The sequence below is a fragment of the Pseudomonas sp. PA-1-6B genome, from assembly GCF_021609545.1.
In the GTDB taxonomy this organism is placed as follows: domain Bacteria; phylum Pseudomonadota; class Gammaproteobacteria; order Pseudomonadales; family Pseudomonadaceae; genus Aquipseudomonas; species Aquipseudomonas fluorescens_BV.
In genome coordinates, this window is record NZ_WJZM01000070.1 from 13190 (window position 1) to 28952 (window position 15763).

General features: G+C 62.4%; 15 protein-coding genes and 1 riboswitch. Of the genes, 7 read left to right on the plus strand and 8 right to left on the minus strand.

Features of this window, described 5'->3' with window-relative positions; translation table 11 throughout:
• Positions 1-87: 87 nt before the first annotated feature.
• Positions 88-1281 carry a chromate efflux transporter gene (gene chrA, locus GIV35_RS24165; RefSeq protein ID WP_223023061.1) on the minus strand — a complete coding sequence of 398 codons (1194 nt, stop codon included), beginning with the start codon at positions 1279-1281 and terminating at the stop codon, positions 88-90.
• Positions 1282-1445: 164 nt separating this feature from the next.
• Here chrA and tspO point away from each other — a divergent pair, with 164 nt between their 5' ends.
• The 3 genes from tspO to GIV35_RS24180 are packed head-to-tail and all read left to right on the plus strand — an operon-like array spanning position 1446 to position 3296.
• Positions 1446-1886: a tryptophan-rich sensory protein TspO gene (gene tspO / locus GIV35_RS24170; protein WP_003192600.1), complete on the plus strand. Its 441-nt coding sequence runs from the start codon at positions 1446-1448 to the stop codon at positions 1884-1886.
• Positions 1886-2815, plus strand: coding sequence for an alpha/beta hydrolase fold domain-containing protein (locus tag GIV35_RS24175; protein ID WP_236304399.1), 930 nt, complete (start codon positions 1886-1888; stop codon positions 2813-2815). The genes tspO and GIV35_RS24175 overlap by 1 nt, the downstream gene beginning before the upstream one ends.
• Entirely contained in the window at positions 2805-3296 is a 492-nt protein-coding gene (locus GIV35_RS24180; protein ID WP_236265812.1) for a GNAT family N-acetyltransferase, read from the plus strand. Before GIV35_RS24175 ends, GIV35_RS24180 begins: the two co-directional genes overlap by 11 nt.
• A gap of 448 nt (positions 3297-3744) precedes the next feature.
• Here the strand turns inward: GIV35_RS24180 and GIV35_RS24185 are convergent, their stop codons facing one another.
• From GIV35_RS24185 to GIV35_RS24200, 4 genes are all read right to left on the minus strand, one after another.
• Positions 3745-4509, minus strand: coding sequence for an ABC transporter ATP-binding protein (locus GIV35_RS24185; RefSeq protein WP_236265813.1), 765 nt, complete (start codon positions 4507-4509; stop codon positions 3745-3747).
• Positions 4506-5510, minus strand: a complete 1005-nt coding sequence (locus GIV35_RS24190; protein WP_054921644.1) for a FecCD family ABC transporter permease — start codon at positions 5508-5510, stop codon at positions 4506-4508. Before GIV35_RS24190 ends, GIV35_RS24185 begins: the two co-directional genes overlap by 4 nt.
• Positions 5507-6517 (minus strand): ABC transporter substrate-binding protein, encoded by a 1011-nt coding sequence (locus tag GIV35_RS24195; RefSeq protein WP_236265815.1) that lies wholly within the window; start codon positions 6515-6517, stop codon positions 5507-5509. Before GIV35_RS24195 ends, GIV35_RS24190 begins: the two co-directional genes overlap by 4 nt.
• Positions 6518-6632: 115 nt before the next feature.
• Positions 6633-6825: riboswitch (cobalamin riboswitch) on the minus strand.
• A gap of 22 nt (positions 6826-6847) precedes the next feature.
• Positions 6848-7777, minus strand: a complete 930-nt coding sequence (locus GIV35_RS24200; protein WP_200649435.1) for a DNA/RNA non-specific endonuclease — start codon at positions 7775-7777, stop codon at positions 6848-6850.
• Between the two features lie 136 nt (positions 7778-7913).
• Here GIV35_RS24200 and GIV35_RS24205 point away from each other — a divergent pair, with 136 nt between their 5' ends.
• Positions 7914-8975, plus strand: a complete 1062-nt coding sequence (locus GIV35_RS24205; protein ID WP_236265914.1) for a M4 family metallopeptidase — start codon at positions 7914-7916, stop codon at positions 8973-8975.
• Positions 8976-9004: 29 nt separating this feature from the next.
• Positions 9005-9310 carry a protealysin inhibitor emfourin gene (locus tag GIV35_RS24210; protein ID WP_054921648.1) on the plus strand — a complete coding sequence of 102 codons (306 nt, stop codon included), beginning with the start codon at positions 9005-9007 and terminating at the stop codon, positions 9308-9310.
• A gap of 18 nt (positions 9311-9328) precedes the next feature.
• On the opposite strand, the gene GIV35_RS24215 is transcribed toward GIV35_RS24210, so the two are convergent.
• Positions 9329-10720, minus strand: coding sequence for an aldehyde dehydrogenase family protein (locus GIV35_RS24215; RefSeq protein ID WP_236304463.1), 1392 nt, complete (start codon positions 10718-10720; stop codon positions 9329-9331).
• A gap of 103 nt (positions 10721-10823) precedes the next feature.
• Between GIV35_RS24215 and ptrR the strand changes: the two genes are divergently transcribed.
• A complete protein-coding gene (ptrR, locus tag GIV35_RS24220; RefSeq protein WP_236265836.1) occupies positions 10824-11696 on the plus strand; it encodes a putrescine utilization regulator PtrR in 873 nt (290 codons plus the stop codon).
• A gap of 45 nt (positions 11697-11741) precedes the next feature.
• On the opposite strand, the gene GIV35_RS24225 is transcribed toward ptrR, so the two are convergent.
• The gene (locus tag GIV35_RS24225) at positions 11742-11951 is read right to left on the minus strand and encodes a hypothetical protein (RefSeq protein WP_005789784.1); all 210 of its coding nucleotides are present in this window, start codon (positions 11949-11951) and stop codon (positions 11742-11744) included.
• 100 nt (positions 11952-12051) lie between these two features.
• Positions 12052-13248 (minus strand): amino acid aminotransferase, encoded by a 1197-nt coding sequence (locus GIV35_RS24230; RefSeq protein WP_034116881.1) that lies wholly within the window; start codon positions 13246-13248, stop codon positions 12052-12054.
• Between the two features lie 343 nt (positions 13249-13591).
• On the opposite strand from GIV35_RS24230, the gene uvrB reads away from it, so the two are divergent.
• Complete coding sequence (uvrB, locus tag GIV35_RS24235) at positions 13592-15607, plus strand: excinuclease ABC subunit UvrB (RefSeq protein WP_236265834.1); 2016 nt, start codon at positions 13592-13594, stop codon at positions 15605-15607.
• Positions 15608-15763: the final 156 nt, after the last annotated feature.

A 15763-nucleotide genomic window follows, 5' to 3' on the forward strand; every position in this document is an offset into this window, starting at 1 on the left:
CGAGCTTGCTCGCGAAAATCGTTAACGATAACGCGTGCCTTCAGATTAAACGCGGCGCCCGTGAGTTTTTCGCGAGCAAGCTCGCTCCTACAGTAACGTGCCGAGTAGGCCGCAACTTATCACTACCAGCCATGGCGGCAGTTTCCACACCATCAACGCGACCAGTGCGAGCAACGCCAACGCCACGTCATAGCCGTTGAAAATCGCGCTGGTCCACACCGGCTGGTACAGCGCCGCCAACAACAGGCCAACCACTGCTGCGTTCACCCCGGCGAGCGCGGCCTGGGTACGCGGGCTGCTGCGCAGGTTGGCCCAGAAGGGTAAGGCGCCGAAGATCAGCAGAAACGACGGGGCGAAGATCGCCAGCAGTGCGATCACCCCGCCAAGCCAGCCGCTCGGGGCGTGGGTCATGGAGGCGCCGAGGAAGGCGGCGAAGGTGAACAGCGGGCCGGGCACAGCTTGGGTGGCGCCGTAGCCGGCGAGGAACACATCGTTGTTGACCCATTGGCTGGGCACCACTTCGGCTTGCAGTAGCGGCAACACTACGTGGCCGCCGCCGAATACCAGCGCACCGGTGCGGTAGAAGGCGTCCACCAGCGCCAGCGTGGGGTTGAGCGCCCATGCGGCGAGGATCGGCAAGCCCACCAGCAACAACAAAAACAGCATCAACCACAGGGCTCCGGCGCGGCGGCTGATGGCGATGGGCAGGGCGTCGGGCTCGGCACTGCTCTCGGGCTTGAACAACAGCAGGCCAGCCACGCCTGCAGCCACCATGACCCCGACCTGAGCCCAGGCGGAGGGCTCCAACAGCACCACGCACGCAGCGGTCAACATCAACGCCACCCGTAACACGCCTCGGCACAGGTTGCGCGCCATGCCCCACACGGCCTGGGCCACCACGGCTACGGCGACGACCTTGAGGCCGTGCAGCGCGCCAGGGGGCAGGGCGCCGCCGTAGTGGGCCAGCCCCAGGGCAAACAGGATCAGGGCGATGGCCGACGGCAAGGTGAACCCGGCCCAGGCTGCCGCCGCGCCCCGGTAACCCGCGCGGGACAGGCCCAACGCGATACCGACCTGGCTGCTGGCCGGGCCTGGGAGGAACTGGCACAGGGCGACCAGTTCGGCATAGCTGCGCTCGCTGAGCCAGCGGCGGCGGGTGACGAACTCTTGGCGAAAATAACCCAGGTGTGCAATCGGCCCGCCGAAGGAGGTAAGGCCCAGGCGCAGGAAAATCAGGAACACTGACCAGGGGCTGCTGCGGTGATCGGCAAGCTGGGGCAAGGGGATGTCTCGGGCAAGGGGGCTGGATGTTGCCGACCATAACCAATTTTCATGACGCGCAAAAGCGCGGGTATTTTGCCGCCCCCATTGAATTTATCCGCGGTTGTTCGAGTCACTTAAAAGCAGTGTACTGTTTTCCATCCACTGGACCTCAAGGAGCGACCATGACCTTTTTCATCTTCCTGCTTGCCTGCGCCGCCGCTGCCAGTACTGGCGTGATCTTCAAACCCGGCGCCTGGTACGAATCCCTGGTCAAGCCCAGCTTCACCCCGCCCAATTGGCTGTTCCCGGTGGCATGGACGATCATCTACCTGCTGCTGGCCTGGGCCGGTTACCGCTTGACCCTGATCCCCGGCAGCGAAATGGTGTTGGCCCTGTGGGCGGCGCAGATTGCGTTGAATACCCTGTGGACGCCGGTGTTCTTTGGTGCCCATCGCTTGTTCGCCGGGATGGTGATTATCGTGCTCTTGTGGCTCACCGTGGCAGCGATGGTGGTGCTGGCCGTGCGCCTGGATTTGATCACCGGCCTGATCCTGTTCCCGTATCTGGCGTGGCTGTGCGTGGCCGCGGCGTTGAACTTCTCGATCCTGCGTAATAATCGCTGATGGCTTACCAGCATTGGCCCGCCAGCGAGCCCGAACTGGCCCAGATGCGCCGCTTCAATCGCAAACTGGCGTGGATGCCGCGCTTCAAGGTCCGCAACCGCGTCACGCCGCGCATGATCCAGGCGCTGCTGCGCGCCAGCCAGACCTTCAAGAAGGCGCCCATGGCGGAACGCAAAATGCTCGGGGCGATCCCCTTGCGCATCCTGCGCCCCGCTGGCCCGCCCAGAGGCGTGGTGCTGGACATTCACGGCGGGGGCTGGGTGATCGGCAATGCGCAAATGAATGACGACCTTAACCTCGGCATGGTCAACGCGTGCGATGTGGCGGTGGTGTCGGTGGATTACCGGCTGGCGGTAGATACGCCGATCGAAGGGTTGCTGGACGATTGCCTGACGGCTGCGCGCTGGCTTTTGGCGGACTGCCCGGAGTTTGCCGGCTTGCCGGTGTTTTTCGTTGGCGAGTCGGCCGGCGGGCACTTGGCGGCGGCCACCTTGTTGGCGCTCAAGCAATGGCCCGAGTTGCTCCAGCGGGTAAGCGGCGCGGTGTTGTATTACGGCGTCTACGATTTGACCGGCACCCCCACTGTGCGCACGGCCGGGCCGGACACCTTGTTGCTGGACGGGCCGGGCATGGTTCAGGCGCTGCGCCTGCTGACGCCGGGGATCAGCGACGAGACGCGCCGACAGCCACCGTTGTCGCCCTTGTATGGAGACTTTGAGGGGCTGCCACCCGCGTTGATGTTTGTGGGCGAACTGGACCCGCTCAAGGATGACACCCTGCTGATTGCCGAGCAATGGCCAACGGTGGAGGCTCATTTGCTGCCGGAAGCGGCCCATGGTTTTATTCACTTTCCGGTGGCGATGGCCGATCGCGTGCTGGCTTACGCTCGCCAGTGGATAACGGCCCGGATCCTTGGCGATGAGCGTTAGTATCGAGGCGGTGCAGGCCGCTGACATTCCCCAGGTGCTGAGCTTCGCTTTGCAGGCGCGTGATGAACTGTTTCCCATGCTCAGTGCCACCGGTGTCCCCCACGATCTGGCGCAGTTTGAAGCCATCTACCTTGAGGGCGGCGGGCGGTTTTTGATTGCCCGTGCCGGAGGCTGGATCGTTGCCGCGGTGGCTTATCGGCCTTACGACGGCCGCTTTCCACAGTTGAACTACCAGGGCCGCAAGACGGTGGAAGTGGTGCGCCTGTATGTGCTCCCGGCAGCGCGACGCTTGGGCCTGGCGGGCCGTTTATACCGCTCGCTGGAGGCGCTGGCGCGAGCGGATGGGGTGGAGATGATGTACTTGCATACCCATCCGTTTCTGCCCGGCGCGATTGATTTCTGGCAGCGGCAGGGGTTCGACGTGGTGGATGTCGAGGCCGACCCGATCTGGCAGACCACCCATATGCACCGACTTCTGTAGATGAAGTGTGGGAGGGGACTTGCCCCCGATAGCGGCGATCCCCCAAATCACTGGCGGATTACGGGCACACCGAGCCTGGGCGAGGTGCCGAGTGGTGGGGCAAGAGCGTTTTGCTTACTTTGGCCTGGGCCGGCATCCCGGCTTTTGCAAAGTGAGCCGCCGTCAGGGCGGAACCCTAAGTGGCCGTTACCGCAGGAATGGATATGTACACGGTCCAACTGTGTTGACTGTCAAGCCGTCTTCGCAGGCAAGCCAGCTCCCACAGTTGGATCGCGGCGCGTCAGTTAGATCAGCGTCGGCTGCCAGGCCGTAGCGGGAGCAAGCTCCCTCGCCACAGGTTTAGCGTCGTACCGAAGTTGTGTAGATACCTGGGGCAAGCCCCCTCCCACATTTGGATCACAGTTGGCAGTCAGACTGTCACCAGAGCAAGCTGCCCCAACGTACGGATTCAGTTGGAGCGCAGGCGCAGGATTTGCGCGCCGTCGAACGGGTCCGTCAGGTAATGCCCCTGTACCCCGAACGTCTCTTGCAAGCGCTGCGGTGTCAGCACTTGCAGCGGCGTGCCCAGCGCCACCAGTTGCCCGCGATCCAGCACGGCCAGGCGATCACAGGTCAACGCCTGGTTCAGATCATGCAGCGCAATCAAGGTGGTCACAGGCAAGCCTTGCACGCCTTTGAGGATTGCCAGTTGATGCTGGATATCCAGGTGATTGGTCGGCTCATCCAGCAACAAAATCTGCGGACGTTGCGCCAGGGCGCGGGCGATGTGCACGCGCTGGCGTTCGCCACCCGAGAGGCTGCGCCAGGCGCGTTGGCTCAGGTGGGTGGCGTCTACGTCATGCAGGGCCTGGTGCACGATGGCATCGTCTTCACGCGACCACGGGCTCAATGCCGACAGCCACGGTGTGCGGCCCAGGGCCACGGCGTCGAACACGCGGATGGCGTCGTCGGTGTCGGCCTGTTGCTCCACAACCGCCAATTGCTGCGCGATGGTGCGGCGCGACAACTCACCGAGCCGCTTGCCATCCAGGCGAACTTCGCCACTGGCCGGCGCACGTAATCCAGCCAGCAATTTGAGCAGGGTGGATTTGCCTGAACCATTGGGCCCGACGATACCGAGGGTTTCACCCAACTGCACGTCCAGGTCAATGTCACGCAGCAACTGCGCGTCACGCACTTTGAAGCCCAGGCCGCGGCAGTTGAGTACGCTCATCTTGCGTTCCTCCGGCCAATCAGGATCAGCGCAAACACCGGCGCGCCCACCAATGCGGTGACCACACCCACCGGAATCACCTGGCCCTTGATCAAGGTGCGCGACAGCACGTCCGCAGCGATCAAAAACAGCGCGCCACCCAAGGCACTGGCCGGCAGCAAACGCGAATGCCCGGTGCCAAGCAACAGGCGCACCGCATGGGGAATCACCAGGCCGACAAACCCGATGGAGCCGACGATGGATACCATCACCGCCGTCACCAACGCGGCGCAGGCCACCAGCACAAATTGCACGCGGCGCACCGGGATGCCGAGGGAGGCTGCCGAGTCGCTGCCGAAGGTAAACGCATCCAGTGCACGCCGGTGCCACAGGCACACCGCGAGCCCCACGACCGCCACCGGCACCGCCAACCACACCGACGGCCAGCGCACGCCGCTGAGGTTGCCCAGCAGCCAGAACATAATGCCGCGGGCTTGTTCGGAGCTGGCCGACTTGGTGATCAGGAACGCGGTCAGGGCATTGAACAACTGTGAACCGGCGATGCCCGCGAGGATGATCTGTCCGGTACCGCTGGACGATCCGCTGGCTCGTGCGAGCAGAGTCACCAGCGCAAAGGCCGCCATCGCCCCCACAAACGCGCCCGCCGATAACGACACCAGGCCACCGCCCACGCCGATCAAGGCAACGAGCACCGCGCCGGTTGACGCGCCGGCGCTGATGCCCAGCAGGTACGGGTCGGCCAGCGGGTTACGCAGCAGCGATTGCAGGATCACGCCGCACGTCGCCAACCCTGCGCCGCAAGCTGCGGCCACCAATGCACGGGTGAGGCGGTAGTTCCACACCACGCCTTCGTCGATGGGGTCCAGTACGTAGCCGGCGCTCCAGAGTTTATTGGCGAGCACCTGCAGCACCACCTGTGGTTCGATGGCGGTTTCACCGATGGCGACGCCAGCGAGCAGGGCGAGCAACAGCAGCGCCAGGGCGAGTAGGGTGCGCATCATTGGCCCAGGTGGTAGCCGTCGATGGCGGCGGCCAGTTGTTCAAGGCCCTCGAAGGTGCGCAGGCTCGCCTGCAAGGCCAGGGCGTCGAGGATGATGATGCGGTTGTTCTTCACCGCGTCCATGTTGCGGGTCACGGGGTCGCTGCGCAGGAAGGCGAGTTTCTTTTCATGGTCGTCGGCCGGGTAGCGACGGCGATCCATGCGTGCGATCACCAGGAAGGTGGGATTGGCCTTGGCGATGGTTTCCCAGCCGACGGCAGGCCATTCTTCATCGGACTGCACCACGTTACGCAGGCCAAGGGTTTGCAGCATGAATTGCGGCACGCCTTTGTGGCCGGCTACGTAAGGGTCGCTGGCCATTTCGGCGCTGGAGAACCACACCAGTGCGCTGGCTTGCTGCAAGCCCTTGCCCTTGGCTGTGGCGACGGATTTGGCCAGGCGCGCCTTGAGTTCGTCGGTCAGTTGTTGGCCGCGATCCTGCACGTCGAAAATCTGTGCCAGTTGCTGGAGGCTCTGGTAGATCGTCTCGATGCGAAAGGGCTCCAATCGCGTGCCGTCGGCGCCGACCAGGTTGTCCTTGCCTTCGCAATCGGACGGCAACAGGTAGGTGGGGATTTTCAGTTCATGAAACTGCTCACGGGTACCGACCACGCCTTGGGGGCCCACCACCCATTCCAGCTCGGCGGCCACCAGTTGCGGGCGCTTGGCGAGTACGGCTTCGAAGCTGGGCTCGTTGTTGGCCAGGCGCTCGATGCGGTCGTCCTGGGCCTTGTACTGCGCTGCCACGTTGTTGAACCACAGCGAAGTGCCGACCACCTTGTCGCCCACGCCCAGGGCATACAGCATCTCGGTGGCGGCCTGGCCGATGGTGACGCTGCGGGCGGGGGCGTGCTGGAAGGTCAGGGTGCTGCCGCAGTTGTGCAGGGTCAGCGGGTACTGAGTGGGCGCGGCTTGCGCCAGGGCACACATACCCAAGCCTGCGATCAGGGCGGTAACGCGTGGCAGCATGAGGCGATCTCCTTGTGAACCGTAGGTGCAGCAGGGGAGGTACGGCTCGGAAATACGCCCATGGAGGCTGCTGATGCGCAGGGCCAGGATGTCCTTCCCGGACACCCCGCCGGTTGGTTAATTAGCTGGGCCGGCAGGTCTCCTGACTGATGCGTCGTCGCCATGCCCCGCCTTCCCGGACGTGGTCCAGTGGCATTCAAGGGCAGGCTCGGCATCTACAGTTGCGGGGGCAGTTTCGGTTCACGTCGCGTGCGGCGTTTCGAATTCCCTGTTAGTCCCATACGGGAACCGGCGGCCGTATGGTAAGCGATCACACCCTGTAGGCGCGAATCAGAGTCGAATATCTTGCGGCCCGCGTATCAGCGCTTCGATCCGGGTGCCTGTGGCGCGCTCTTCGTTGCTGAAGCCGTCGTAGTCGGCCAGGTTGGCGAAGCGGATGCCGGTCAGTTGTTCGATTGCAATCACACTGCGCTGGTAGGTTCGAAGCGGGCCGAATACCAGGTCGAGTTGGCCCAGTTCGCGGCTCTGGTCAATCATGTAGGCGCTGGCGGACGGCTTGCCCTCGTCGCTGAGGTAGGCCACTACTTTCCAGAACGCCTTGGGGATTTTCACGCCACGGTACAGTCGGTCGTCATCGGCGAACACTGGCCCGGTAAACACCGTGGCCCGGGCTTTCCAGCGCTGGGTGTTGTCGAGGATGTAGTCTTCGAGTTCCAGCCAGGTCTTCTGGTTGAAGCCGCTCATTTGAGGTGAGCAGTTGGTGAAGTGAAAGGTGTCGACGTTGGCGGTGTTGGCCTCGTCGCCCCAGTTGGGGTCCTGGCGCCGCACCAGATGGCCGCGGTCCAGGCCATTGCCGGCATAAAGGTCTTCACCTACCTGCGCCTCCAGGGGCAGGCGACCATCGTAGGCCCAGGTGTCGTTGCTGCGCGTGATGTCCACATGCTTGGCGCCATCGATATTCACCCCCACGTACAGCGCCAGTCGTCGAGCGCGCGACATGGTGATGGAGAAGTGCGTGTAGTCCAGGCGCTTGGGTTGCACATCGCCCGCCAGTGGCTGGTCAACCGTGGGCCATGGCACCACGAAGTCGCTGAGGAAGTCGTCGGCATAGCCAGCGCGGTTTTTGAGGTCCTTGGCCGCGGTGACGCGCGGCGTCGCGGCTCTGGCTTCCAGCAGGGTGGGGCTGGCCGCGACCAATGGGCGCAGGTCGGCAAGCCTTGGGCGGTGGGAAAGGTCGATGTTGGCTGCGCGGGCGGGCATGGGCATGTTCCTTATGGGCCTGGGATAAACACCACTGAAACACAAAACCATGACAATTTGGCCCAGGTGGCTAACTCAGGACTATCCTGAAAACCGTTACCCGGACGTTCATCACACGCCAAAAAGGAGCCAGCTCATGTGTGTTCGCCAACCGCGCAACCCGATTTTTTGCCTGATCCCGCCGTACATGCTCGACCAGATCGCCCGCCACGGCGACAAAGCCCAACGGGAAGTCGCATTACGCACGCGTGCCAAGGACAGCACGTTCCGCTCATTGCGCATGGTCGCGGTACCCGCCAAAGGCCCGGCCCGCATGGCACTGGCCATGGGCGCCGAGAAGCAACGCTCGATCTACAGCGCCGAAAACACCGACAGCCTGCCCGGCAAGCTGATTCGCGGTGAAGGGCAGCCCGCCAGTGGCGATGCCGCAGTAGACGAAGCCTATGACGGCCTGGGCGCCACCTTCGATTTTTTTGACCAGGTCTTCGACCGCAACTCCATCGACGATGCAGGTATGGCGCTGGACGCCACGGTGCACTTCGGCCAGGACTACAACAATGCCTTCTGGAACTCGACCCAGATGGTGTTCGGCGATGGCGACCAGCAGTTGTTCAACCGCTTCACCGTGGCACTCGACGTTATTGGACATGAGTTGGCCCATGGCGTGACCGAGGATGAGGCCAAGCTGATGTACTTCAACCAGTCCGGTGCGCTGAACGAGTCGTTGTCGGATGTGTTTGGCTCGTTGATCAAGCAGTACGCGCTGAAGCAAACGGCCGAGGACGCCGACTGGTTGATCGGCAAGGGGCTGTTTACCAAAAAGATCAAGGGCACGGCGCTGCGCTCGATGAAGGCGCCAGGCACTGCGTTTGATGACAAGCTGCTGGGCAAAGACCCACAGCCTGGGCACATGGATGATTTTGTGCAAACTTACGAGGACAATGGCGGGGTGCATATCAATTCCGGCATTCCCAACCATGCGTTCTATCAGGTGGCCACCCGGATTGGCGGGTTCGCCTGGGAGCGTGCCGGGCGTATCTGGTATGACGCACTGCGCGATTCGCGGCTGCGGCCCAATTCCGGGTTTTTGCGTTTTGCGCGCATTACCCACGATATTGCCGGTCAGCTTTATGGTGTGAACAAAGCTGAGCACAAGGCAGTCAAGGAAGGCTGGAAAGCAGTGGGCATAAACGTTTGACGAAGCCGCCTGTGCGGCGAGGAACAGCCATGCGAATTTCAATCAAGGAAAGCGGCGGACCAGCGTTTTTTCCGGGGTTGGCCAAGCCGCGTACGGTGGAGTTGGATACGTTGCCCGAGCCCGACCAGCAGGAGTTGCGGCAACTGATTGAAGCATCCGAGTTTTTCAAGTTGCCGCAAAGCACCGATCCCGAGCCTGGTAACCCAGGTCGAGTGCATTACACTCTGACAGTAGCGGAGGGCGAGCGCGAGCACACAGTCTGTGTACTCGCGCCGGTGAATCCCCCGGCACTGGACGGGTTGGTGCAGTGCGTGCGACGGCATATTAATTGTTGAAGCGCCAATGCTGGCAGGCTACTTACGATCCAGCCACACCGTCTGCGCATTGCAGAACTCGCGTACGCCGAAGTGCGACAGCTCGCGGCCGAACCCGCTTTTCTTCACGCCGCCAAATGCCACCCGCGGGTCCGACACGCTGAACGCGTTGACGAAGATCCCGCCGGTTTCGAGCTGGTCGGCAATCGCCTGTGCCTTTGCCGAGTCGGCCGTGAAGATGCTCGCGGTCAGGCCAAACTCGCTGTCATTGGCCAGCGCCACAGCGTGCTCGGCGTCGCGGGCAGTGATGATCGAGGCCACGGGGCCAAACAGTTCCTGTTTGAACGAGGTCATTTGGTCGGTGACGTCGGCCAATACTGTCGGTTCGTAGTAATTGCCCGCGCCCGCGACTTTATGGCCGCCCAGCAGCAGCGTGGCGCCTTCTTCCAGGGTCGCCTGCACCTGGCCGTGCAGTTCGTCACGCAGATCAAAGCGCGCCATGGGGCCGATATAGGTGGCGTCCGCGGTGGGCTCGCCCATCACCAGGGCGCGGCTGGCTTCAAGGAATTTGGCGGTGAAGGCTTCAACCACGCCCGCTTCGATGATCAAGCGCTTGGCGGCGGCGCAGACCTGACCGCTGTTCTGGAAGCGGCCGATGACGGCGGCTTGTACGGCGGCGTCGAGGTCGGCGTCGTTGAGCACGATAAACGGGTCGGAGCCACCCAGTTCCAGCACGCATTTCTTCAACGCGGCCCCGGCCTGCGAGCCGATGGCGATGCCGGCGCGCACGCTGCCGGTGAGGGTCACGGCGGCGATGCGCGGGTCGGCGATGGCGGTGGACACGCCATCCTGGGTCACGTTGATCACTTCAAACACGCCTTCGGCAAAACCGGCTTTGCGCAATGCTTGCTGGATCAGGTAGGCGCTGCCCATCACGTTGGGCGCATGTTTGAGCACGTAGGTGTTGCCGGCGAGCAGGGTCGGCACTGCACCACGCAGCACTTGCCACACCGGGAAATTCCACGGCATTACCGCGAGGATCGGGCCCAGTGGGCGGTATTCGATCCGGGCGCTGCCGTTGTCCACCAGGGTGGGCTCCGGGGCGAGCATGGCCGGGCCGTGGGCGGCGTACCATTCGCTCAGTTGCGCGCATTTTTCGATTTCGGCGCGGGCCTGGGCGATGGGTTTGCCCATTTCCAGGGTGATCATTTGCGCCATGTCTTCGGCTTGCTCACGCAGGGCTGCAGCCAGGGCCAGCAGGTATTCGGCGCGCTGGCTCACGGGCGTGCGGCGCCAGGTTCGGAAGGCATCGGTCGAGCGGGAGAGGGCGGCGTTCAGCTGTTCTGCGCTTTCATAGGGGTAGCTGCCGACTGTTTCGCCGTTGGCGGGGTTGATCGACAGGGCGTGGGTCTGGTGGGATATAGCGTTCATGGCACCGTCCGGCTGAAGGAGTGAATGACGGCCAGCGTACGGGGCTGTATCTTTTCTGGAAACTGAATAATATTAAGCGATACATTCACGATTGGAGAATGATTTGGATCTGGTGCAGCTGGAAATCTTCAAGGCCGTTGCCGAGCAAGGCAGCATCAGCGCCGCCGCGCAGTTGATTCATCGTGTGCCGTCGAACCTCACCACGCGCATCAAGCAGTTGGAGCAGGACTTGGGCGTGGAGTTGTTTATCCGCGAGAAGAGCCGCTTGCGTTTGTCCCCGGCGGGGTGGAATTTCCTCGGCTATACGCGGCGTATTCTCGACCTGGTGCAGGAAGCCCGCGCCACGGTGGCGGGGGAGGAGCCCCAGGGCGCCTTTGCCTTGGGCTCCCTGGAAAGCACGGCGGCGGTGCGTATCCCCGCTTTGCTCGCGGCCTATAACCAGCAGTACACCAAAGTCGAGCTGGACCTGAGCACGGGACCGTCGGGCACGATGATTGAGGGTGTGCTGTCCGGGCGGCTAACGGCGGCCTTTGTCGACGGGCCGGTGCTGCATTCCACGCTGGAAGGTGTGGCAGTGTTCGAGGAGGAGATGGTGGTGATTGCGCCGCTGCATCACGCGCCGATCACCCGCGGCCAGGATGTGAATGGCGAGAACATCTATACGTTCCGTTCGAACTGCTCGTACCGGCATCACTTTGAACGTTGGTTCTCACAGGATGACGCGGTGCCGGGCAGGATCTTCGAGATCGAGTCGTACCACGGCATGTTGGCCTGTGTCAGCGCCGGGGCGGGGCTGGCGCTGATGCCGCGCAGTATGCTGGAGAGTATGCCGGGGTGTGCGGCGGTGAGCGTGTGGCCGCTGCCCGACACGTTCCGTACCTTGAATACCTGGCTGATCTGGCGGCGGGGCACGGTGTCGCAGAGCTTGAACAGCTTCGTAAAACTACTGCAAGAACGCAATCTGCCAGCATCCTAGATCAAATGTGGGAGCAGGCAAGCCAGCTCCCACAGGTGTCTTACATCAGCCGCCAAATTGCAGAGTGCCCATGGCCAGTTTGGCCATGATTGCCGTCGCGCCCAGTTGTACCAGCCATAACGCCAACCCTCCGAGGAATACTCCCAGCGCTACCTGCAGCACCAAGCTCTTCTGCCGCTTGGCTTGCGGTGCGCGTGGGGCATAGTCGTGCAATTCGTCACGGTCGGCGCGCAGGTCCAGGTCGTCGTTTCTCATAAAGCTCTCACAGCAAGGGGGCAGTCGGTATTCAGTCTAGTGTGTTCGCCAATAAAAAGGGGAAGCCATTGGCTTCCCCCTTCGTATAACGTGTGCTCGCTTACAGCACCTGGACAATCGCCTTGGTCACTGCACCAATGTTCGACTGGTTCAGTGCCGCCACGCAGATGCGACCGGTATCCAGCGCATAGATCCCGAATTCGGTGCGCAGGCGGGTGACTTGCTCAACGGTCAGGCCGGAGTAGGAGAACATCCCACGCTGGCGGCCGACGAAGCTGAAGTCATGGCCTGGAGCAGCCTTGGCCAGTTCGGCCACCATCTGCTCGCGCATGCCACGGATGCGCAGGCGCATCTCGGCCAGTTCGGCTTCCCATTGGGCGCGCAGTTCCGGGTTGTTAAGTACGGCGGCGACGATGGCTGCGCCGTGGGTCGGCGGGTTGGAGTAGTTGGTGCGGATCACACGCTTGACCTGGGACAGGATGCGCGCGCTTTCTTCCTTGGACTCGCTGACGATCGACAGCGCGCCTACGCGTTCGCCATACAGCGAGAACGATTTGGAGAACGAGCTGGATACAAAGAAGGTCAGGCCCGACTCAGCGAACAGGCGCACCGCGGCGGCGTCTTCGTGGATGCCATCGCCGAAGCCCTGGTAGGCCATGTCGAGGAACGGCACCAGGTTCTTGGCCTTGACCACGTCCAGCACGTTTTGCCAGTCGGCCGGGCTGAGGTCGACGCCGGTCGGGTTATGGCAGCAAGCGTGCAGCACCACGATGGACTGTGGCGGCAGGGCGTTGAGGTCTTCGAGCAGGCCGGCACGGTTCACGTCGTGGGTGGCGGCGTCGTAGTAGCGGTAGGTCTGCACCGGGAAACCGGCTTTTTCAAACAGCGCCTGGTGGTTTTCCCAGCTTGGGTCGCTGATGGCGACGACGGCGTTGGGCAGCAGTTGCTTGAGGAAGTCGGCGCCGATTTTCAGCGCGCCCGTGCCGCCCACGGCCTGGGCGGTAATCACACGGCCTGCGCTCAACAGTGGCGACTCAGCGCCAAACAGCAGCTTTTGCACGGCCTGGTCGTACGCCACGATGCCGTCGATTGGCAAGTAGCCTCGGGCGGCATGTTGCGCCACGCGAATGGCTTCCGCTTCGGCAACGGCACGCAAGAGTGGAATCTTCCCCTCCTCGTTGCAGTAAACGCCCACGCCAAGGTTCACCTTGGTGGTTCGTGTGTCGGCGTTGAATGCTTCGTTGAGGCCCAGGATTGGATCGCGTGGTGCCATTTCGACAGCGGAGAACAGGCTCATTTTTGCGGCAGCTCTATGGGGGGTAGGAGGGACGTGTCGCGCTCCAGCCGAATGCACTAGAGCGGTGCACAAACGGGGAGCTAGTATAGAGGCCATCACGGCTGAGAGCGACAACGGAAACGGCTTTTCGGCCAAGTTTTTCGGTTTATTTGCTGACCGTTAGTCTTATTGCAACATTGACGATAAAGGTCGTGTAGGAAGACGGCCTTGAAACCCGTCACATTCGACACCACTTCTACAGCTATCATGGTTTTTTCCTGCAACCTGCGATGATTATTCGCGGGTTGCTGAGCTATTTCGTCCCTGGCGGTGTCGAGTCTGGGGTGACTTCACGAGGTACGTTATGTCGGATTTCCAGCTCGTTACCCGTTTTGAACCCGCCGGCGATCAACCGGAAGCCATTCGTCAGATGGTCGAAGGCATCGAGGCCGGCCTGGCGCACCAGACGCTGCTTGGGGTGACCGGTTCCGGCAAGACCTTCAGCATCGCCAATGTGATCGCCCAGACCAACCGCCCGACCCTGGTGCTGGCGCCAAACAAAACCCTGGCGGCGCAGCTCTACGGCGAGTTCAAGGCGTTCTTCCCCAACAACGCGGTGGAGTATTTCGTTTCCTACTACGACTACTACCAGCCCGAAGCCTATGTGCCGTCGTCCGATACCTTTATCGAGAAGGATGCGTCGATCAACGACCACATCGAGCAGATGCGGCTGTCGGCCACCAAGGCACTGCTGGAGCGCAAAGACGCGATCATTGTCACCACGGTGTCGTGCATCTACGGCTTGGGCAGCCCGGAAACCTATCTGAAGATGGTGCTGCACGTCGACCGTGGCGACAGACTCGACCAGCGCGAACTGTTGCGCCGCCTGGCGAGCCTGCAGTACACCCGTAACGACATGGACTTCGCCCGCGCCACCTTCCGGGTGCGCGGCGATGTGATCGACATCTACCCGGCCGAATCCGACCTAGAAGCCATCCGCATCGAACTGTTCGATGATGAGGTCGAAAGCCTGTCAGCCTTCGACCCGTTGACCGGCGAGGTGATCCGCAAGCTGCCGCGCTTTACCTTCTACCCGAAAAGCCACTACGTGACCCCGCGTGAAACCCTGATGAGCGCCATCGAGGGCATCAAGGTCGAGCTGGCCGAGCGCCTGGAATACCTGCGCTCCAACAATAAGCTGGTGGAAGCCCAGCGTCTGGAGCAACGCACCCGCTTCGACCTGGAGATGATTCTGGAGCTGGGCTACTGCAACGGCATCGAAAACTACTCGCGCTACCTGTCGGGCCGTGACTCCGGGGCGCCGCCACCGACCCTCTATGACTACCTGCCACCGGACGCCTTGCTGGTGATCGACGAATCCCACGTCAGCGTGCCGCAGGTGGGCGCCATGTATAAGGGGGACCGCTCACGTAAGGAAACTCTGGTGGAGTACGGCTTCCGCCTGCCGTCGGCGCTGGACAACCGGCCGATGCGCTTTGACGAGTGGGAAGCCATCAGCCCGCAGACCATCTTCGTCTCCGCTACGCCCGGCAACTATGAAGCCGAGCACGCGGGCCGCGTCATCGAGCAACTGGTGCGTCCCACTGGCCTGGTGGACCCGGAAATCGAAATTCGCCCGGCGCTGACGCAGGTCGACGACTTGCTCTCGGAAATCAACAAGCGCGTGGCCCTGGAAGAGCGGGTGCTGGTCACCACCCTGACCAAGCGCATGTCCGAAGACCTGACTGATTACCTGGCCGACCACGGCGTGCGCGTGCGTTACCTGCACTCGGACATCGACACCGTGGAACGCGTGGAAATCATCCGCGACCTGCGCCTGGGCACCTTCGATGTGCTGGTGGGGATCAACCTGCTGCGTGAAGGCCTGGACATGCCGGAAGTGTCGCTGGTGGCGATCCTGGATGCGGACAAGGAGGGCTTCCTGCGCTCCGAGCGCTCGTTGATCCAGACCATCGGCCGAGCGGCGCGTAACCTCAATGGACGGGCGATCCTGTATGCGGACCGCATCACCGGTTCGATGGAGCGTGCGATTGGCGAGACCCAGCGTCGTCGCGACAAGCAGATCGCGTTCAACCTGGAGCACGGCATCACCCCCAAAGGCGTGTTCAAGGACGTTGCCGACATCATGGAAGGCGCCACCGTGCCCGGCTCGCGCAGCAAGAAGCGCAAGGGCATGGCCAAGGCCGCCGAGGAGAGCGCCAAGTACGAAAACGAACTGCGCTCACCGAGTGAGATCACCAAGCGGATTCGACAACTGGAAGAGAAGATGTACCAGTTGGCGCGGGATCTGGAGTTTGAAGCGGCGGCGCAGACGCGGGATGAGATTGGCAAGTTGCGTGAGCGCCTGTTGGCTGTTTGATTTGCGTTGATTGGGCTGGCCCTATCGCGGCATAGGTATCTACATAACTCTGTTAGCTCAACGGTAACCACGATGCGAAGCGAGCCGCTCTTGATCTTGATCTGCTTTTGATCTTAGGCGCCCCGTTAAACCACGCTGGCCGGAATTCGACAGGGA